The sequence below is a fragment of the Demequina sediminis genome, from assembly GCF_039545075.1.
In the GTDB taxonomy this organism is placed as follows: Bacteria; Actinomycetota; Actinomycetes; order Actinomycetales; family Demequinaceae; genus Demequina; species Demequina sediminis.
Map to the genome: position 1 here is coordinate 68,732 of NZ_BAABRR010000012.1, position 17,056 is coordinate 85,787.

Annotated in this window: 19 protein-coding genes; 7 read left to right on the plus strand and 12 right to left on the minus strand. The window is 72.3% G+C overall.

Features of this window, described 5'->3' with window-relative positions:
• Positions 1 to 12: 12 nt before the first annotated feature.
• Together ABEA62_RS10785 and ABEA62_RS10790 are read right to left on the minus strand one after the other, a co-directional pair.
• Entirely contained in the window at positions 13 to 405 is a 393-nt protein-coding gene (locus ABEA62_RS10785; RefSeq protein ID WP_286215231.1) for an Rv3235 family protein, read from the minus strand.
• Positions 402 to 1,205 carry a LysM peptidoglycan-binding domain-containing protein gene (locus ABEA62_RS10790; protein WP_345380078.1) on the minus strand — a complete coding sequence of 268 codons (804 nt, stop codon included), beginning with the start codon at positions 1,203 to 1,205 and terminating at the stop codon, positions 402 to 404. The genes ABEA62_RS10785 and ABEA62_RS10790 overlap by 4 nt, the downstream gene beginning before the upstream one ends.
• A gap of 116 nt (positions 1,206 to 1,321) precedes the next feature.
• On the opposite strand from ABEA62_RS10790, the gene ABEA62_RS10795 reads away from it, so the two are divergent.
• On the plus strand, positions 1,322 to 1,831 hold the full coding sequence (locus ABEA62_RS10795) for a hypothetical protein (protein ID WP_286215233.1): 510 nt from the start codon (positions 1,322 to 1,324) through the stop codon (positions 1,829 to 1,831).
• Positions 1,832 to 1,870: 39 nt separating this feature from the next.
• Here the strand turns inward: ABEA62_RS10795 and ABEA62_RS10800 are convergent, their stop codons facing one another.
• Entirely contained in the window at positions 1,871 to 2,083 is a 213-nt protein-coding gene (locus ABEA62_RS10800; RefSeq protein WP_286215235.1) for a helix-turn-helix domain-containing protein, read from the minus strand.
• 132 nt (positions 2,084 to 2,215) lie between these two features.
• Between ABEA62_RS10800 and ABEA62_RS10805 the strand changes: the two genes are divergently transcribed.
• From ABEA62_RS10805 to ABEA62_RS10815, 3 genes are read left to right on the plus strand one after another with little or no spacing between them, the layout of a single operon-like run.
• The gene (locus ABEA62_RS10805; RefSeq protein ID WP_345380081.1) at positions 2,216 to 2,797 is read left to right on the plus strand and encodes an SAF domain-containing protein; all 582 of its coding nucleotides are present in this window, start codon (positions 2,216 to 2,218) and stop codon (positions 2,795 to 2,797) included.
• Complete coding sequence (locus tag ABEA62_RS10810) at positions 2,797 to 3,972, plus strand: CpaE/TadZ family protein (RefSeq protein WP_345380083.1); 1,176 nt, start codon at positions 2,797 to 2,799, stop codon at positions 3,970 to 3,972. The genes ABEA62_RS10805 and ABEA62_RS10810 overlap by 1 nt, the downstream gene beginning before the upstream one ends.
• Positions 3,973 to 3,976: 4 nt before the next feature.
• Complete coding sequence (locus tag ABEA62_RS10815) at positions 3,977 to 4,417, plus strand: DUF6912 family protein (protein ID WP_345380085.1); 441 nt, start codon at positions 3,977 to 3,979, stop codon at positions 4,415 to 4,417.
• Positions 4,418 to 4,451: 34 nt separating this feature from the next.
• Here the strand turns inward: ABEA62_RS10815 and ABEA62_RS10820 are convergent, their stop codons facing one another.
• From ABEA62_RS10820 to ABEA62_RS10835, 4 genes are read right to left on the minus strand one after another with little or no spacing between them, the layout of a single operon-like run.
• On the minus strand, positions 4,452 to 5,237 hold the full coding sequence (locus tag ABEA62_RS10820) for an inositol monophosphatase family protein (RefSeq protein WP_286215238.1): 786 nt from the start codon (positions 5,235 to 5,237) through the stop codon (positions 4,452 to 4,454).
• A gap of 42 nt (positions 5,238 to 5,279) precedes the next feature.
• Entirely contained in the window at positions 5,280 to 6,296 is a 1,017-nt protein-coding gene (gene rsgA, locus ABEA62_RS10825) for a ribosome small subunit-dependent GTPase A (RefSeq protein ID WP_286215239.1), read from the minus strand.
• Positions 6,297 to 7,622: a 3-phosphoshikimate 1-carboxyvinyltransferase gene (aroA, locus tag ABEA62_RS10830; RefSeq protein ID WP_345380089.1), complete on the minus strand. Its 1,326-nt coding sequence runs from the start codon at positions 7,620 to 7,622 to the stop codon at positions 6,297 to 6,299.
• Positions 7,619 to 8,137, minus strand: coding sequence for a DoxX family membrane protein (locus ABEA62_RS10835; RefSeq protein WP_286215240.1), 519 nt, complete (start codon positions 8,135 to 8,137; stop codon positions 7,619 to 7,621). Before ABEA62_RS10835 ends, aroA begins: the two co-directional genes overlap by 4 nt.
• 69 nt (positions 8,138 to 8,206) lie before the next feature.
• Here ABEA62_RS10835 and ABEA62_RS10840 point away from each other — a divergent pair, with 69 nt between their 5' ends.
• Together ABEA62_RS10840 and rsrA are read left to right on the plus strand one after the other, a co-directional pair.
• Positions 8,207 to 8,941 (plus strand): sigma-70 family RNA polymerase sigma factor, encoded by a 735-nt coding sequence (locus ABEA62_RS10840; protein ID WP_286216784.1) that lies wholly within the window; start codon positions 8,207 to 8,209, stop codon positions 8,939 to 8,941.
• A complete protein-coding gene (rsrA, locus tag ABEA62_RS10845) occupies positions 8,934 to 9,185 on the plus strand; it encodes a mycothiol system anti-sigma-R factor (protein ID WP_286215241.1) in 252 nt (83 codons plus the stop codon). The genes ABEA62_RS10840 and rsrA overlap by 8 nt, the downstream gene beginning before the upstream one ends.
• Before the next feature lie 136 nt (positions 9,186 to 9,321).
• On the opposite strand, the gene ABEA62_RS12715 is transcribed toward rsrA, so the two are convergent.
• On the minus strand, positions 9,322 to 9,396 hold the full coding sequence (locus tag ABEA62_RS12715; protein ID WP_425305726.1) for a 50S ribosomal protein bL37: 75 nt from the start codon (positions 9,394 to 9,396) through the stop codon (positions 9,322 to 9,324).
• A 140-nt stretch (positions 9,397 to 9,536) separates the two neighbouring features.
• Here ABEA62_RS12715 and ABEA62_RS10850 point away from each other — a divergent pair, with 140 nt between their 5' ends.
• Positions 9,537 to 10,625 carry a type IV pilus twitching motility protein PilT gene (locus tag ABEA62_RS10850; RefSeq protein WP_286215242.1) on the plus strand — a complete coding sequence of 363 codons (1,089 nt, stop codon included), beginning with the start codon at positions 9,537 to 9,539 and terminating at the stop codon, positions 10,623 to 10,625.
• Between the two features lie 172 nt (positions 10,626 to 10,797).
• Here ABEA62_RS10850 and ABEA62_RS10855 read toward each other — a convergent pair whose 3' ends face one another.
• The 4 genes from ABEA62_RS10855 to ABEA62_RS10870 form a co-directional block, all read right to left on the minus strand.
• Complete coding sequence (locus tag ABEA62_RS10855; protein WP_345380093.1) at positions 10,798 to 11,394, minus strand: GDSL-type esterase/lipase family protein; 597 nt, start codon at positions 11,392 to 11,394, stop codon at positions 10,798 to 10,800.
• Entirely contained in the window at positions 11,391 to 15,113 is a 3,723-nt protein-coding gene (locus tag ABEA62_RS10860) for a multifunctional oxoglutarate decarboxylase/oxoglutarate dehydrogenase thiamine pyrophosphate-binding subunit/dihydrolipoyllysine-residue succinyltransferase subunit (RefSeq protein ID WP_425558032.1), read from the minus strand. Before ABEA62_RS10860 ends, ABEA62_RS10855 begins: the two co-directional genes overlap by 4 nt.
• 192 nt (positions 15,114 to 15,305) lie before the next feature.
• Positions 15,306 to 16,109 carry an ABC transporter permease gene (locus ABEA62_RS10865; RefSeq protein WP_286215243.1) on the minus strand — a complete coding sequence of 268 codons (804 nt, stop codon included), beginning with the start codon at positions 16,107 to 16,109 and terminating at the stop codon, positions 15,306 to 15,308.
• Positions 16,106 to 16,996, minus strand: coding sequence for an ATP-binding cassette domain-containing protein (locus ABEA62_RS10870; RefSeq protein WP_286215244.1), 891 nt, complete (start codon positions 16,994 to 16,996; stop codon positions 16,106 to 16,108). The genes ABEA62_RS10865 and ABEA62_RS10870 overlap by 4 nt, the downstream gene beginning before the upstream one ends.
• Between the last annotated feature and the right edge of the window lie 60 nt (positions 16,997 to 17,056).

Consider the following 17,056-nt stretch of genomic DNA (forward strand, 5'->3'; position numbering starts at 1 on the left):
TGGCGGGGGAGGTCAGCCGATGTCGAGCACGGTGATGACCCACCGTCCCGCGAGGTCCTCGAGGCGCATCGCGATCGCGTGGGAGCGCGTGCCGATCTGCGCGACCGCTCCCACCTCCGCGGCGCCGCGCGACACGCGGCACGCACGCGCCCGCAGGATCTGTGGCTCGACGCCCCCGCGCCTGCCGGCGCGTCGCGCGAGCGAGTACTGCCGCGCGAGCGACGCACGCACCTCGGGCGTGATCCATCGCAGCAGCGTGTCCAGCCCGCCGCCGCCATGCACCACCTCGATTGCCGTCAACGCGACCGTGCAGGCGAGCGGGGTCGGGTCTCCCAGGCTCGGGCGGGCGCGTCCGTAGATGTCGCGGTGAGCGGGGCTGGGCGCCCACTCCGGCTCGGCGCTCACGAGCGCTCTCCCGTGAGAGCGGAGGGCAGCTCGAGGCGCTGGCCGGGGTGGATGAGCGAAGGGTCATCGCCGATCACCTCGCGGTTTGCGTCGTAGAGCGCCGGCCACGCCGCGGCGATCTCCGCCTCACGCGCTCCCTCGCCGAGGGCGCTCGCGGTGATCGACCACAGCGAGTCGCCCGCCACCACCACGCGAAACGGGGGCGGCGCCGGTTCAGGCGCCGGCTCGGACTCCCGCCCCGACGCTGGCTGCTCCGCGTGGTGCGCTGGCGGGACCGGCGACGGCGCCTCGGTGGCGGGCGCCCACACGACGGGTGCAGGCGTGGGGGAGGGGGGCTGGGACGTGGCGGCGGAGGGCGCGGGTGAGGTGGGCAGCCATCCCGCGGAAGGCGGCGGATCCGCGGCATGCGCCGCTCCCGCGCTCAACGCGGCGGCCACGAGCCCGCCCGCCACGCCGCGCGCCACGCGCCCGGTCCATCGCGGCGCGGCGCGGCCTCGCAGCCGCGCCGCCGACGCGGCCACGACCTCGACGAGAAACCGCGCCGCCGCGAGAGCCGCCACGGCCCCCGCGGCGATGGCGATGACGTCCGCCGCCTCCCAGGCCCGCCAGTCCGTCGCGCTCGCGAGCCGCCACGACAGCGCGGCCCCCGCGGTCCCCAGCGCCGCCACGGCGACCACGGCCGCCGCCGCTCCCGCCGCCGCTCCCGCCGCCGCTCCCGCCGCCGCTCGCGCCGCCTGCCATCCGCCTTGCTCCTGTCGCGCGCGCCCCTGCGCCATTGCCGTGCCCCCCACGTCGCGCATCTTCCACCCCTCGTGTCATGCTGTTTGGTGCAGTTTGATGAAACATGATGTGCATAGCTGAGGTGGCCTGTCCACTCGAACGGCGCAACTGTGGACGGCGCGGCTAGCGTGGCGCCATGCGCTGGGAACTCCTGTTCGCCGACCTCGAGGCGCGGCTCACCGCGGCCGAGCGCGCCGAACTCGACGCCGAGATCGACGAGCGCGCACGCGACGAGCGTGCCGACGTCGCGCTGGCCGCCCGACTGCTCGCGGCCAAGGGTCGGCGGATCGTGCTGGTGGTGCGCGGAGGGACGCGCGTGGCGGGCACCCTCGTGGACGGGGCGGGAACGTGGGCGCTCGTGGAGTCGGTGACGGGCGAGGCGCTCGTCCCGCTCGCCGCCGTCACGTCCGTCGAGGGCCTGCCGCGCGTCGCTGCCGCCGTGGGAGCCGTGGACGCACGCCTCCGCATGAGCACCGTGCTGCGTGAGCTTGCCGAGGCGCGCGTGCCGGTGATCGTGGAGGTCGACGGCGATCAGTGGCGAGGGGTGATCGTCGCAGTGGGAGCCGACCATGTCGACCTCGCGGGTCCGCGCGGCGAACGGGCGGTTCCGCTCGCGGCGGTGCTCATGGTGAGGGCCGCGCCCTAGCGAAAGCGACGCCGCCCGAGGGGGCGCCGAAAGCGGCGGCTAGTGCGTCTCGCGCTCGCGGACCTGCTCGCGGGTCGCGGCGTACTGGCGCGCGATGTACTCCTCGAGGACCGTGCGCTCGATGCGCCACTGGCCGCGCCCGCCGACCTGGATCGCGGGCAGATCGCCCGACCTCACGAGGGCGTAGGCCTGCGGCGAGGAGATGTTGAGAATCTCCTGCACGTCGCTGAGCTTGAGGAACCGAGACTGCACCTCAGCATTGTGACACGCCACACGGCGGCATGCGTCGTGTCCACAGCCCTCGCGAGGACGCTCTGCACCAGGCATGATGAACCTAGCGAGCGGCCAAAGGGGGGGGTGCCGATGAGCGGAGATACTCGACCGGTGGCGGCGAGGGTGCGCCCACCCACGTGGAAGGACCCGCGGCTCGTGGTGGGGCTCGTGCTCATCGCGGTGGCCGTGGTCGCGGTGGTGAGCGTGCTGCGCGACGCAGACCGCACGGTGCCGGTGTACGCGGCCCACGGCACGCTCGTGCCCGGCACGGTGCTCGACGAGTCGACCGTGGCGGTGGTGCACGTCCGGGTAGGCGAGGGATACCTCGAATCGCCCGCCGATGCGCCGTTCGGCAGGGTGCTGACCCGCACCGTCGCCGACGGGGAGCTCATCCCCGCATCGGCGCTCACAGAACCCGACCGCTTCGACGGCCGTCCCGTCGCGGTGGTCACGACCGCACCCGTCGCCGAGGCGGTCCGTCCCGGCACGCTCGTCGACGTGTGGGTCACGCCCGAGGATGCGCCGTCCGCGCGCATGGGCGAGGCGCTCGTGGTCTCCGCGATCGACCGCGAGGAGGGCGGCTTCTCGCTGGGCGGCGAAACCGTGTATGTGGTGGTGCCCGCGCAGGACGTGGGGACGATGCTCGACGCGCTGGCCTCGGCGGCGGAGGTCGCGGTCGTGGGGATCGGCTGATGGCGGCCGTGGGGGTGGTGGTCGCGGTGATGGGCCCCGAGGAGGCCAGGGTGGTCGCCGAGATCGAGGCGCATCCCGGCCTTGCGGTGGTGCGCCGATGCGCGGACCTGGCCGAGGCCGTGGGCGCCGCCAAGGCCGGGCTGGGCGCGGTCGTGATCGTGTCGGACCAGCCCCACTTGGATGGCGACGCGCTCGCGGCAATCCGCGGCGCGGGCGTGCGGGTGCTGGGGGTGGCCTCTCCCGACGCCGCACGCCTCGCATCCCTCGGGGTGCCCGTGCCGTCCGGTCCGCTCGCCGAGGCGGTGCTCGCCGCGATCGAGCGACCCGCACCCGAGCTGATCGCCCCGCCAGCGCTCGGCGGCGGGGTGGTCGTCGCCGTGTGGGGCACGGGTGGGGCTCCCGGTCGCACGACCGTCGCCGTGACCCTGGCGACCGAGGCGGCGAGGTCAGGGGTCTCGACGCTGCTGGTCGACCTCGACACCTACGGCGCGTCGGTCGCCACCGCGTGGGGCCTGGCCGACGAGACGCCGGGGGTCGCGGCCGTGGTGCGTGCCGCCGCCAGGGGAGAGGATCCCTCCGCCGTCCTCGCGCGCCACACCGTGACGGTGGCGCCCTCCCTCACGGTGCTCACCGGGCTGACGCGGGCGGCGCGGTGGCCCGAGATTACGCGCGCGGGACTCGAGCGGCTGTGGCCCGCGCTGCGCGCCGCTGCCGAGCTGATCGTGGTCGACCTGGCCGCGCCGGCCGAGGACGGCGGACCCTACGCCGGCACCGCCCCCCATCGCGACACCGCGACCGTCGCGACCCTCGACGAGGCCGACACGGTCATCGCCGTCGGCGGAGCCGAGCCCCACCAGCTGGTCAGGCTCGTGCATGCGCTGCTCGACCGTGAGGGCCCTCCTCCCGTCGTCGCGGTCAACCGGATCCGCGCGTCCGTGGCAGGGGCACGCCCCGAGGATGCGATCGCGGCCACCCTGGGCCGTCACGCCGGCATCACGGAGGTGTGGCCGCTGCCGTGGGATCAGCGCGCGTGCGACGCCGCGGTGCGCGACGGACGGACGCTCACCGAGGTCGCCCCGCGGTCTCCGCTGGTGCGCGCGATCGCCGCGATGGGGGCCGCGGTGCTCGCCTCCGCGCGCGCCTCGCGTGGCGTGTCCGTCCCGATGCCAGACTGAAGGCATGCGCGTCTACATTCCCGCCACGGTCGTCGATCTGCCGCGTTGCGCGGACGGGTTGTGGGAGCCGCCGCTCGCCTATGCCGTGACCGAGAGGCTGCTCGAGATCACCGAGACGGACGACGCCGACGAGCTCGCGGAGATCGCACGCGACGAGGCCGCTCGCGCCTCGGTGATCGAGGTCGGGTCGCCCCTGCGCGTCGTGGTGGTCGCCGAGCTCACGCGCGCCGAGCTCACTCCCGACCCCGACCTGCACCCCGCGGCCGTGCGCGTCTCGGGACGCATCCCGGCGAGCGCGATCGCGTGCGCGTTCGTCGACGAGTCCGCCGCGGCGGGCGACGTGCGGGACGCCGTCGGCGGCTCGGACGATGCCCTCGATCGCCTCGAGGAGCGCGACCTGCTCTGGTACGACGCGTCAGAGCTCGCGAACTTCCCGCTGACGTAGGCCGTGCATCGTCCGTGGACCGCGTGCCGGGCCCTCAGCCGAGGCGGCTCAGGACCTCGTCGTGGAGCAGGCCGTTCGTCGCGAGTGCGTTGCCGCCGTACGGCCCCGGCGTGCCATCCACCCCCGTGAACCGCCCGCCAGCCTCCTCGACGATCGCCACGAGCGCGGCCATGTCGTAGAGCTCGAGCTCGGGCTCCGCGGCGATGTCCACCGCGCCCTCGGCCACGAGCATGTAGCTCCAGAAGTCGCCGTACGCGCGCGTGCGCCCCGCCGCGTCGAGCAGGTCAAGGAACTGCCCGTAGCGTCCGATCTCTCGCCAGCCGCTGAGCGACGAGTACGACACCGACGCACGCTCGAGCGCGGCGACGTCCGATACGTGCAGCCTGCGCGCGGTCGCCTCGGACTGGCCCGCCCACGCGCCCTGGCCGCGCGCCGCGAACCAGCGCCGTCCCAGGGCGGGGGCACTCACCACGCCCACCGCGGCATCGTCCCCATCGAGCAGGGCGATCAGCGTCGCCCACACGGGGACGTCGCGCACGAAGTTCTTGGTGCCGTCGATCGGGTCGACCACCCAGCGCCGCGCCGCCTCTCCCGCGGTGCCGTACTCCTCGCCCACGAACGCGTCCGCGGGACGGTGCTGCGCGATGAGCCGGCGCACCGTCTGCTCCGCGGCGCGGTCGACGGCCGTCACCGGGGTGTCGTCGGGCTTGGTCTCCACGGTGAGATTGCCGGTCGCGAAGTTCGCGAGCGTGAGGCGGTCCACCTCGTCGGCGATCGCGAGGGCCAGCAGGAGATCGTCGGCGTAGGGGGCGTCCGTCATGCGCCCAGGCTACCGGCGGGGGGACGATGCCTGGGGTGGGGATCAGTAGGCGTCGCCCGCGGCGCGGGACGCGAGCAGGCGGCGAATGGACTCCACGCGCACGTGCCGGTCGGGGGAGCCGGCCGCCCACGCGTCGAGAGCGCAGCCGGACTCCGCCGACTCGTGCGCGCATGCGCGCGGGCAGTGCTCGTCGGCCGCCGCGGCCACGTCGGGGAAGGCCAGGATGAAGTGCTCGGGGTCGACGTGCGCGAGGCCGAACGAGCGCACGCCGGGAGTGTCGACGATCCTCCCGCCGCCGGGCAGCTCGTACATCACGGCCGACGTCGACGTGTGACGCCCGCGGCCCGTGACGTCGTTCACCACGCCCACCGCGCGGCCCGCGTCGGGCACCAGCGCGTTGACGAGCGTCGACTTGCCCACGCCGGAGTAGCCCACCATGACGGTCGTGAGGCCCGCGAGGGAGGCGCGCAGGTCGAGGAAGCCGGGATCCGCCGCGGGCCCGCCCGCGCGCAGGACCGACGTCTCGATGACCCTCACGCCGAGCGGCTCATACGCCGCGCGCAGGGGGTCGGCACTCGCGAGGTCGGCCTTGGTGAGCACCAGGAGCGCGGTCATGCGTGCGTCGAAGGCGGCCACGAGGCAGCGATCGATCATGCGCGCGTTGGGCTCGGGGTCGGCGAGCGCGGTCACGATCGCGAGTTGGTCGGCGTTGGCGACGATCACGCGCTCGGTGATGTCCGTGTCGTCGGCCGTGCGGCGCAGCGCGGTGCGGCGCTCGTCGCGGCGCACGATGCGCGCGAGCGTGTCGGGGCGGCCCGAGACGTCGCCCACGATGCCCACCGCGTCGCCGATCACCAGCCCGCGCCTGCCGAGCTCACGCGCCTTGACCGCGATGACCTGGGTGCCGTCGACGCGCGTGGTGTAGCGGCCGCGGTCCACCCCCACAACGGTGCCGGGAACGGCGTCCTCGTGCGCGGGCCGGATCTTGGTGCGCGGCCGCGAGCCGCGCCGGTTGGGCCTGACCCTGGCGTCGGACTCGTCGTACTCGCGCGGCGTCACTCAGCCATCCAGCATGCCGCGCCACAGCGCGGGGAAGTCCGGCATCGTCTTGGCCGTGGTGCCGACGTTGAGAACGCTGACGCCGGGCACCGCCAGCCCGATGATCGCGGCGAAGGTCGCCATGCGGTGATCGTGATAGGTCTCCATCACGGCGCCGCCGAGCGCGTCGGCCGCGCTCACGCCCGCGGGCAGGCCGCCGAACGTGAGCGAGTCCGCGTCGGCGGTGCAGTCGCCGCCCAGACGGCTCACCTCGGTGGCGATCGCCGCAAGGCGGTCGGTCTCGTGGCCGCGCAGGTGCCCGATTCCCGTGAGCCGCGAGGGCCCCTCGGCGAGCGCGCACAGCGCGGCGATCGTGGGGGTGATCTCGCCGGCGGGGGAGAGGTCGGCGTCGATTCCGCGCAGGGTTCCCGTGCCCGTCACGGTCATGACGTCGCCCTCGAGCGTGCAGGTGGCGCCCATGCGGGTGAGCAGCTCGGGGTAGTACGCGCCGGGCTGCGTGGTGGTTGCCGGCCAGCCGGGAATGCGCACCGTGCCGCCCGCGACCAGCGCTGCCGCCATGAAAGGTCCCGCGTTGGAGAGGTCAGGCTCGACGCGCACGTCGCCCAGGCGGAGGTCGCCGGGGTGAACCACCCACGTGCGCTCGTCGGGCTGGTCGACCACGATTCCGGCCTCGCGCAGCGTCTCACACGTCATGTCGATGTGCGGAAGGCTCGGCAGAGTCGCGCCCGTGTGGCGAATGGTGAGCCCCTGCGGCAGGCGCGGCGCCGTCAGCAGGAGCCCCGTGACGAACTGCGAGGAGGACGACGAGTCGACCTCGACCACGTCGGGAACCTCGGCGGGGGGAGTGACGGTGAAGGGCAGCGTGCCCCTACCGTCGTCATCGACCGTCGCGCCCAAGAGACGCAGCGCGTCCAGGAGTGGTCCCATGGGCCGCACGCGCGCGCCCTCGTCGCCGTCGAAGGACACCGGCGAGTCGGCCAGCAGGACCATCGGGGGGACGAAGCGCATCACGGTTCCCGCGAGGCCGCAGTCGACGTGCGCGCCGCCGCGCACCGCGGCGGGCGTGACGAGCCATTCGTCGGTCGAGTCGTCGATGCCGATTCCGAGCGCGCGCAGCGCACTCATCATGAGGTCGGAGTCGCGCGAGCGCAGACCGCCGCGCACGGTCACGGGCTCGGCGGCGAGGGCCGCGAGCACCAGGTAGCGGTTGGTGAGAGACTTCGACCCTGGGACGGACACCGTGGCGTCGAGCGGGGCGCTCGCGACGGGCGCGTCCCAGACCTCGCCGAGTCCCGTGCCCTGGGGAAGTGTCGAGGCGCCGCTCACGCGGAGCGCTTCTTGGACACCGCCGCCTTGGCGGCGATCTTGGCCTCCTTGGCCTTGATCTTTGCGGCCGCGGCCTTGTCCTTGGCCTTGACCTTCTTGGCCTTCTTGCGCGCGATGTGGCGAGCGCTGTGGCCGGCGGTCGCCGCGAGCAGCACCCCGCCCACGAGCGACACGTTCTTGAGGAACTGCTCGAGCTCGGCCTCGCGGCGGGCCTCGTCCGTTTCGTTCCAGAACGGGTGTGCGAGCACCGCCGTGGCCGTCGCGAGTCCCGCGAGCCCGAGCGCGGCGGAGCGCGGGCTGCGCGAGAGCGCGAGCGCCGATGCGAAGGCGATCGACGCGGCGCCGTGCGCCTTCACCAGGTCCGTGGCGCGCACCTCCTCGAGGCCAAGCTCCTTGAGCGCGGGCTCCACGGCGGGCGCGACGCGCGCCGCGCGGGGCTCGGGATCGAGATAGGACTGCACACCTCCGTAGATGAACCACGAGGCGAGCAGAGGCCTGGCAAGAGCGCGCAACATGTCTCCTACGCTATCAACACCGCCGTCCGGCGTCAGGGCGGCGGACGCGGTGCGGGCAAGGCCCCCGCCATAGGCCGCCGCGCGGGGCGGGAATGTGACGCGTCATCTCTCCGTTCCACCCCCGTGACGACCACCGTGGAGCAGACCTCGCGACCCGCGACTGTCGCGTCCGCGCGCGCCGCTGTACGCTCGCAGGCGATGACTGACACGACGGATTTCGATTTCGAGGCAGAGGCGCTGGGCTACATGGACCAGCTCTATGCCGCCGCGCTACGCATGACGCGCAATGGGGCCGACGCCGAGGACCTGGTGCAGGAGACCTTCGCGAAGGCCTTCGCCGGACGCGACAAGTTCACGCCTGGCACCAACCTCAAGGCGTGGCTCTACCGCATCCAGACCAACGCCTTCATCAACACGTACCGCAAGAAGCAGCGCGAACCCAAGCGCTCGGACGCGGAGACGGTCGAGGACTGGCAGTTGGCCGCGGCGGCGGAACACACCTCGAGCGGGCTCGCGTCCGCCGAGGACTCTGCCCTCGATGCGTTGGGCGACGACGAGATTCGTCGCGCGCTGTCGGAGCTGTCGGAGGACTTCCGCATGGCCGTCTACCTCTCGGATGTCGAGGGGTTCGCCTACAAGGAGATCGCGCAGATCATGGACACACCGGTGGGGACGGTGATGTCGCGCCTGCACCGCGGACGCAAGCTGTTGCGCGAGAAGCTTCGGGACTACGCCGCCGAGCGTGGTCTCTACGAAAGGACCCCGGTGAAGAAGGACGAGGACGGGGGCGTGTGCCGTGCCTAAGCCAGAGTGTGAAGAGGCCCTGGATCGCCTCTTTGAGTACATCGATCACGAGCTCCCCGAGGAGGAGATTCACCGGATCGGTGAGCACCTCAAGGAGTGCCCTCCGTGCGAGGCGGAGCACAAGATCAACGAGAAGATCAAGCGACTCGTCAACCGCACGGGCCACGACGTCGCTCCGGAGGACCTGCGTGATCGCATCCTCATGACCATCCGGGCCGCGCGCCCGGATGTCGGCGGGAACTAGGCAGGGCATCGTCCCCAGGGACGATGCCGCGCTCGCGGGGGCGCGACCGTCACCCGGGCGCGGGAGCCCCTAGAGATGACTGAAGCCGCATCGGCACTGCCGATGCGGCTTCGTCGTAGATCCGGGCGGACGCGGCTCAGGCGTTGGGCCGCTTGCCGTGGTTGGCGCCGGACTTCGCGCGCGACTTGCGCTTGCGGCCTCGCTTGCTCACTTGCGTTCCCCTTTCTGGACACGAATTCAGACCCCCTATCCTCCCACACCTGACGGACTCGTCACACCCCCGCATCGGCGGGCCGTGCGGGACGCTACGCTCGCCTCAAGCCGCCCCCCGCTCATGCCGATGGAGTGACCGTGAGTGATCAGCCCCAGTCCGTGATCCCGTTCCTGCACGCGCTCGCCTCGACGGGCGGCTCCGACCTGCACTGCAAGGTCGGCTCTGCCCCGCGCGTGCGCGTCGACGGGCGCCTGCGCAAGCTGCAGGTGCCGCCGCTGACCGCCGACGACACGCGACACATGGTGGCGCAGGTGCTGCCGGAGGACCTGGTGGCGGTGTTCCGCGACACGCACGAGGCCGACTTCGCGTTCTCGCTGTCCGGCGTGGGTCGCTTCCGCGTCAACGCATACGTCGCGCGCGGCACGGAGTCCCTGGTGTTCCGCCGTGTCGCGGTGGGCGCGCAGAATTTCGAGGAGCTGGGGCTGCCGCCCGTCATCGCGGACCTCGCTCTCGAGCCGCGCGGGCTCGTGCTCGTGACGGGCCCCACCGGATCCGGAAAGACCACGACGCTCGCGTCGATGATCGACCTCATCAACACGTACCGCGAGGTCAACATCGTCACGATCGAGGACCCCATCGAGGTCCTCCACGCGGACAAGAAGGCGATCATCTCCCAGCGCGAGGTGCGCTCCGACACGCTCGACTTCACGAGCGCGCTGCGGGCCGCGATGCGCCAGGACCCCGACGTCATCATGGTCGGCGAGATGCGCGACATCGAGACGGTGCGCGCCGCGCTCTCGGCCGCCGAGACGGGCCACCTGGTGCTCGCGACTCTCCACACGGTGGATGCGCAGGACACCATCAACCGCATCGTCGACTTCTTCACCCCGCACGAGCAGAGCCAGGTGCGCGCGACGCTCGCGCAGACGCTGCGCGGAATCGTGTCGCAGCGCCTCGTGCGCCGCGGCGACGGCACGGGACGCACGCTGGTCGCGGAGGTCATGGTCAACACGGGCCGCACCGCCGAGGCGATCGTGGATCCCTCGAGCCAGCCGCCCATCCTCGACCTCATCGCCGACGGCGAGTACTACAAGATGCAGACCTTCGACCAGCACCTGTTCGCGCTCGTGCGCGACGGCGTGGTGGGGCTGGACGATGCCGTGGCGATCGCCTCCCGCCCGCACGACCTGCTGGTTGAGCTGCGCGGAGCGGGAATCGTCGACTGACGCGGGCCGGGCGGCCTGAAGCGCGGGCGAGTCGCGTCGGTCGCCCGCGATCCGGGTCGATCCGGCCTCCATCGCGCACGGATCCGCGCAGCGCCCGCAGCACAGGTCCGCGGCTCGGGTCTGAGACTCGGATCGGCGGCTCGGATGGGAGGCTCGGGCCTGGGACGCCGGGCTAGACGGCCGGCTGCTCGATTCCGAGCCACGAGTGCCACCGCGAGTGCAGCACGAGCCACGCCATGAGGCCGTAGCCGGCCTGGCGGGGGAGCGCATCGTCGCCGGTGGCCATGTCCGCCGCCCACTGCTCGTGGCGTACGAGCGGCCCGTACATGTCGACGTATCCGACCCCACGCCGGGAGGCGGCGTCCTCGCACACGGCCGCGAGCTCCGCGATGCGAGGGTTGTCCTGGTCACGACCGGGGGGAGGGCCCGCGATGAGGGTCTCGAAGCCCAGCGCGTGCGCGCGGTCGAGGAAGTTCGCGACGTTGAGCCGCGTCATGGTGGCGGACACGCCGCGCAGCGCGTCGTGACGACCGATCGCGAAGAGCACGTAGCTGGTCTCGGCCTCGGCGTGACGAGTGCGGCGCAGCGCTTCCTCGTCCCAGCGGCTCGTGAGCTCTCCCGTGGTCTCTCCCGGCACCGCGAGGGTGTGGAACGCGAGGTCGGGCGCGAGTGGCAGGGTGCGCGCCGCGACCCGTCCCGCCCATCCCATCGCCTTGGGGTCGCCGTGGCCCGCGACGAGCTCGTCGCCCACGAGGAAGACGTTTCTCATCGCGCGAACGCCCGCCGGACCAGGTCGGTCTGTTCGGCCGCGTGACGCGAGGCGAGCCCCGACGCGGGGGAGGCCGAGGCCGACCGCGACACGACCGACACCGTCGAGCCCACCACCTGGGGAAGGCTGAGCGACATGCGCGACCATGCGCCCTGGTTGTGCGGCTCCTCCTGGACCCACACGAGCTCCGCGCCGTCGAATGGCGCGAGCGCCTCCTTGATCGACTCGGGTACGAGCGGATAGAGCTGCTCGAAGCGGACGATCGCGGTCGAGGTGTCGCCCGACCGGTCGCGCTCGGCGACCAGGTCGTAGTACACCTTGCCCGCGCACATGAGCACGCGGTCCACGTTCGCCGGGTCGACGCTGGGGTCGCCGATCACGGGCTCGAAGGTGCCCGTGGTGAAGTCCTCGACCGAGGACTGCGCCGCGCGCAGGCGCAGCATCGACTTGGGGGTGAAGACCACGAGCGGCTTGCGCGGGCGGTTGTAGCCCTGGCGGCGCAGCAGGTGGAAGTAGCTGGCCGGGGTCGACGGCATCGCGGCGATCATGTTCTCCTCCGCGCACAGCTGGAGGAAGCGCTCGACGCGTGCCGACGAGTGATCGGGTCCCTGACCCTCGAAGCCGTGCGGCAGCAGCAACACGACGGACGAGGACTGTCCCCACTTCTGCTCTGCCGAGGAGATGAACTCGTCGATGATGGTCTGTGCGCCGTTGACGAAGTCGCCGAACTGCGCCTCCCACAACACGAGCGCGTCGGGGCGCTCGACCGAGTAGCCGTACTCGAAGCCCACGACGGAGTACTCGGACAGCGGCGAGTCGAAGATGTGCAATCGCGCCTGGTCGGAGGACAGATACAGCAGCGGGGTCCACTCGGCGCCGGTGTTGCGGTCGTGATAGACCGCGTGGCGCTGGACGAACGTGCCGCGGCGGCTGTCCTGGCCCGAGACGCGCACGGGCACGCCCTCCTGCAGCAGCGTGCCGAAGGCCAGGATCTCTCCGTAGCCCCAGTCGATGCCGCCCTCGCGGCTCATCTGCTCGCGCTTCTCGAGCAACTTCTCGAGCTTGGGGTGGACGGCGAAGCCCTCGGGCGGGCGCACGTGGGCGCGGCCGATCCTCTCGATCTGGCTCGCGGTGACGGCGGTCTTCCACCCCACCATGACGCCGGCATCGGAGGACTGCGAGGCGGGTAGCTCGAGGCCGGCCACAGACTCGGCGTGCTCCGCCGGCTTGTAGCCCTCACGCGTCTCGATGAACACCCGCTCGAGCTGCGACAGGTAGTCCTTCGAGACCGCCTCTGCCTCCTCCGTGGTGATGTCCCCGCGGCGGATGAGCGACTCCGTGTAGAGGTGGCGCACCGAGCGCTTGGCCTCGATGAGGTCGTACATGCGCGGCTGCGTCATCGAGGGGTCGTCGCCCTCGTTGTGGCCGCGGCGGCGGTAGCAGACCATGTCGACGATCACGTCGCGACCGAAGCGCTCGCGGTACTCGAACGCGAGCCGCGCGGCGCGCACGCACGCCTCGGGGTCGTCGCCGTTCACGTGGAAGATCGGGATCTGGTAGCCCTTGGCGATGTCCGTGCAGTAGCGCGTCGACCGCGAGCTCTCGGGCCCGGTGGTGAAGCCCACCTGGTTGTTGATGATGACGTGGACCGTGCCGCCCGTGCGGTAGCCCTTGAGCAGGGCCATGTTGATGGTCTCCATCACGACGCCCTGGCCCGAGAAGGCCGCGTCACCGTGGATGAGGACCGGAAGCACGGGGTAGCCGTCCGTCGCGGGGTCGGCACCCAGCGCGTCGAGCTTCGCGCGCACGATGCCCTCGAGGACGGGGTTGACCGCCTCGAGGTGCGAGGGGTTGGCAGCGAGGTAGACGCGCGTGGTCGCGCCGGACTCGGCGGTGAAGGTGCCCTCGGTGCCGAGGTGGTACTTGACGTCTCCGGAGCCCTGGACCGAGCCGGGCACCGCGGTGCCCTCGAACTCCGAGAAGATCTGCCCGTAGCTCTTGCCCGCGAGGTTCGCGAGCACGTTGAGGCGGCCGCGGTGCGCCATGCCGATGCACACCTCGTGCACCCCGGCCTCGGCCGCGGCGCTCATCACGGAGTCGAGCAGCGGAATGAGCGACTCGCCGCCCTCGAGCGAGAAGCGCTTCTGTCCGACGTACTTGGTCTGCAGGAAGGCCTCGAACGCCTCCGCGGCGTTGAGGCGGTGCAGGATCCGCAGGTGCTCCTCGCGCGTGGGCTTGGTGTAGCCGTGTTCGAGCCGCTCCTGGAAGAACTGACGCTGCTCGCGATCCGCGATGTGCATGTACTCGAGGCCGATGGTCCGGCAGTACGCGTCGCGCAGGCGCCCGAGGACGCCGCGCAGCGTCCACTCGTCCTGACCGGCGAATCCCGCGGTCTGGTACGAGCGGTCGAGGTCCCACAGCGTGAGGCCGTGTGTCTGGACGTCGAGATCGGGGTGCTTGCGCGGGCGGGACGACAGCGGGTCGACGTCGGCCATGAGGTGGCCGCGCGAGCGGTACGCGTGGATGAGCTCGGCGATGCGCGCGGGCTTGGCAGCCTCGGCCGCGGGGTCCGTCGCGGAATCTTGGACCCACCGCACCGGCTCGTACGGGATCCGGATTGAGGAGAAGACGCGGTCGTAGAAGCCGTCGAGGCCGAGGAGCTTGCGGTGCACCAGGCCCAGGAACTCGCCCGACTGCGCGCCCTGAATCACGCGGTGGTCGTACGTCGAGGTCAGGGTCATCACCTTCGAGATGCCGAGGCGAGCGACCACCTCCTCGGAGGCGCCCTGGAACTCGGCGGGGTAGTCCATCGACCCCACGCCGACGATCGCGCCCTGGCCGCGCATGAGGCGCGGCACCGAGTGGACCGTGCCGAGCGTGCCGGGGTTGGTGAGCGTGAGCGTCGTGCCCTGGAAGTCGGTGGCTTGCAGGGCCCCGCCGCGCGCGCGGCGCACGACGTCCTCGTAGGCGGCCCAGAAGGCCGCGAAGTCCATCTGGTCGGCGCCCTTGATCGACGGCACCAGCAGCTGGCGCGTGCCATCGGGTCGCGCGAGGTCGATCGCGAGGCCCAGATTGACGCTCGCGGGCGTCTGCAGCGCGGGCTTGCCGTCCTCCTCGACGTACGCGACGTTCATCGCGGGGAACTCGGCGATCGCCTCGACGATCGCGAAGCCGATGAGGTGCGTGAAGCTGACCTTGCCGCCGCGGGTGCGCGCGAGGTGGTTATTGACCACGACGCGGTTGTCCATGAGCAGCTTCGCGGGGATGGTGCGCACCGAGGTCGCGGTGGGCACCGCGAGGCTCGCCTCCATGTTCTCGACCACGCGCGCGGCGGGTCCGCGCAGGCGCGAGATGCCCTGCTCGACGTCCTTCGCCTCGAGCGGCGTGTGGTCGGGGCGCTGCAGGTACGCGGCGGTGGGTGCCTGCGCGGTCGCGATGGGCTGGGTCACGCTCGGGTCGGCATCGGGGGCGGACTCGGCTGGCGCGGACGCGGGTGCCTCCTCGGCGGCCGGGTTGGCCGGTGAGGACGATGCCTGGGGCGGGGACGATGCCTGAGGTGAGGACGATGCCTGAGGCTGAGAGGGCGCGGGAGCCGGGGGAGCGGGCGGGGGTGGTGGCGGCGGGGGAACCGCCTGCGAGGAGGCCGGTGCCGGGGCGTCTGCGTCGGAGGCAGATGCCGGTTCGTCGGCGCCGGCGGCCCCATGCGCGTTGCCGAGAATGAGCGACGCGACGGACGGGGCACCTGCTGCTCGGGTGACGGAGACGCGGTCCGTCTCGGGCACGGAGGTGTCTGGGGACACGTTGAGGCCGCTCACTTTCTTGGCGCATCAGCGTCGGTGGTGACTGGTGGTCCTATCTTCGTCCTTCAACGAGCGGGCCCGGAACCGTGTGCCCGCCATTTGGGTAAATCGTTACGTGAGATCGCGCCGGAACGTGGTGAGCCAGCCGATCAGTGCTGCCACTCCACCATAGGCCAGCAGGACCGCGAGTCCGGCCCCCGACGGCAGGAGCGACGCGAGTCCCGAGGCCGAGTAGAGGCTCGATCCCACGATCGCCTCACCCGCCGCGCCCGGCAGGAAGCGCGCCACGGGAGCGGCGGCCTCCCAGAAGCCCGCCGCGACGCGCAGCAGCGGCTCGACCAGTTGCGTCCACGCGAGCAGCCCCACGATCACCACCACCTGGTTGGTGACGGCGCATCCGAAGCCCACCCCGACGAGCAGCCACGCGCCCATCGCGACCACCGTGAGACCCAACGCCTTCCAGGTGTCGGGCTCCCCGAGCATCGTCTCTTGGCCCGCCGCCGCGAGAGACGCGGACCCGACCCCGAGCGACACCGCTGCGGTCGCGAGCCCGTAGAGGACCGCGAACGGAAGCGCGGCACCCACCTTGGCGAGGATCACGCGCGCGCGGCGCGGCTCGGCGAGCAGCGTGGTCTCGATCGTGCGGTGACGGAACTCGGACGTGACGAGCAGTGCGCCGAACGCGAGGGGGAAGACGTAGGCGAGCGAGACGCCCGCGGTGTAGACCGTGAGCGCGAGCTGCTCGGGCGCGAGGGCGCCCGGCTCGCCCGCGGCACCCGACGCCGTGCCGCCGAACGCGAAGGCGAAGGCGAAGACCGCCGCGAAGAACGCGACCGCTCCGGACTGGATGACCAGCAGGACCCACCACAGCCGCGTGGTGAGGGCCTTGCGCAGCTCGGATCGCACCGCGTTCATGCCGCCTCCTCCGTCATGCGCAGGAACACCGTCTCGAGGCTCTCGCCGCCGCCCTCGAGCCCGTGGACCTCGAGTCCAGCCGCGAACGCGCGTGCGCCGAGGTCGGCCGCGGTGATGTCGGGCACCGTGAGCTCGTGCGTGGAGGCGAGCGTGGCGCCGGGGAGGTCGGCCGCGAGGCGTGATAGCCGCTCCGCGTCGGGGGAGCGCAGCGTGGCCCTGGGGCGGGCAAGGCCGCGCAGGTCCGCGAGCGCCGACGCGTGGCGCACGCGGCCGCGCGCGATGATCACGACGTCGTCGACCGTCTGCTCGACCTCGGCGAGCAGGTGAGAGGACAACAGCACCGTGCCGCCGCGCGCCGCATAGGCACGCAGGAAGGCCCGCATCCAGGTGATGCCGGCGGGATCGAGGCCGTTTGCTGGCTCGTCGAGGATGAGCGCCTGCGGGTCGCCCAGCAGCGCCGTCGCGAGTCCCAGCCGCTGGCGCATGCCCAGCGAGAAGCCGCCCACACGCCGGTTCGCGGCGTCGCTCATGCCCGTGAGGCCCAGCACCTCGTCGCAGCGGGCGTCGGTGGCGCCGACGAGCGGGGCGACCACCCGGAGGTGGTCGCGCGCGGTGCGCCCGGGGTGAAACGCGGGCTCGAGCTGCGCGCCCACGACCGTGCCGGGAGAGGAGAGGTCGCGATACGTCGCGCCGCCGATGCGCGTGTCGCCCGACGTGGGCGTCACCAGGCCGAGCAGCGCGCGCAGCGTGGTGGACTTCCCGGCGCCATTGGGTCCCAAGAAGCCGGTAACGCGCCCTGGCTTGGCCTCGAACGTGGCGCCCTCGACCGCTGTGACGGCACCAAAGCGCTTGGTCAGCGACTCCACCTCGATCAACGGACCCCGCATCGTCTTCCCTCCGTCGTTGGCGTCCGTCTATCCTTTCATCACCATGGACCCTGACAGTTC

Excerpts from the sequence above, each read along its gene's own strand:
- ABEA62_RS10835 (WP_286215240.1), bottom strand. The coding sequence starts at position 8,137 with ATGTTGCGCGCTCTTGCCAGGCCTCTGCTCGCCTCGTGGTTCATCTAC.
- ABEA62_RS10795 (WP_286215233.1), top strand. The coding sequence starts at position 1,322 with ATGCGCTGGGAACTCCTGTTCGCCGACCTCGAGGCGCGGCTCACCGCG.
- ABEA62_RS10865 (WP_286215243.1), bottom strand. The coding sequence starts at position 16,109 with ATGAACGCGGTGCGATCCGAGCTGCGCAAGGCCCTCACCACGCGGCTG.
- ABEA62_RS10855 (WP_345380093.1), bottom strand. The coding sequence starts at position 11,394 with ATGAGAAACGTCTTCCTCGTGGGCGACGAGCTCGTCGCGGGCCACGGC.
- ABEA62_RS10815 (WP_345380085.1), top strand. The coding sequence starts at position 3,977 with ATGCGCGTCTACATTCCCGCCACGGTCGTCGATCTGCCGCGTTGCGCG.
- ABEA62_RS10870 (WP_286215244.1), bottom strand. The coding sequence starts at position 16,996 with ATGCGGGGTCCGTTGATCGAGGTGGAGTCGCTGACCAAGCGCTTTGGT.
- ABEA62_RS10820 (WP_286215238.1), bottom strand. The coding sequence starts at position 5,237 with ATGACGGACGCCCCCTACGCCGACGATCTCCTGCTGGCCCTCGCGATC.
- ABEA62_RS10810 (WP_345380083.1), top strand. The coding sequence starts at position 2,797 with ATGGCGGCCGTGGGGGTGGTGGTCGCGGTGATGGGCCCCGAGGAGGCC.
- ABEA62_RS10790 (WP_345380078.1), bottom strand. The coding sequence starts at position 1,205 with ATGCGCGACGTGGGGGGCACGGCAATGGCGCAGGGGCGCGCGCGACAG.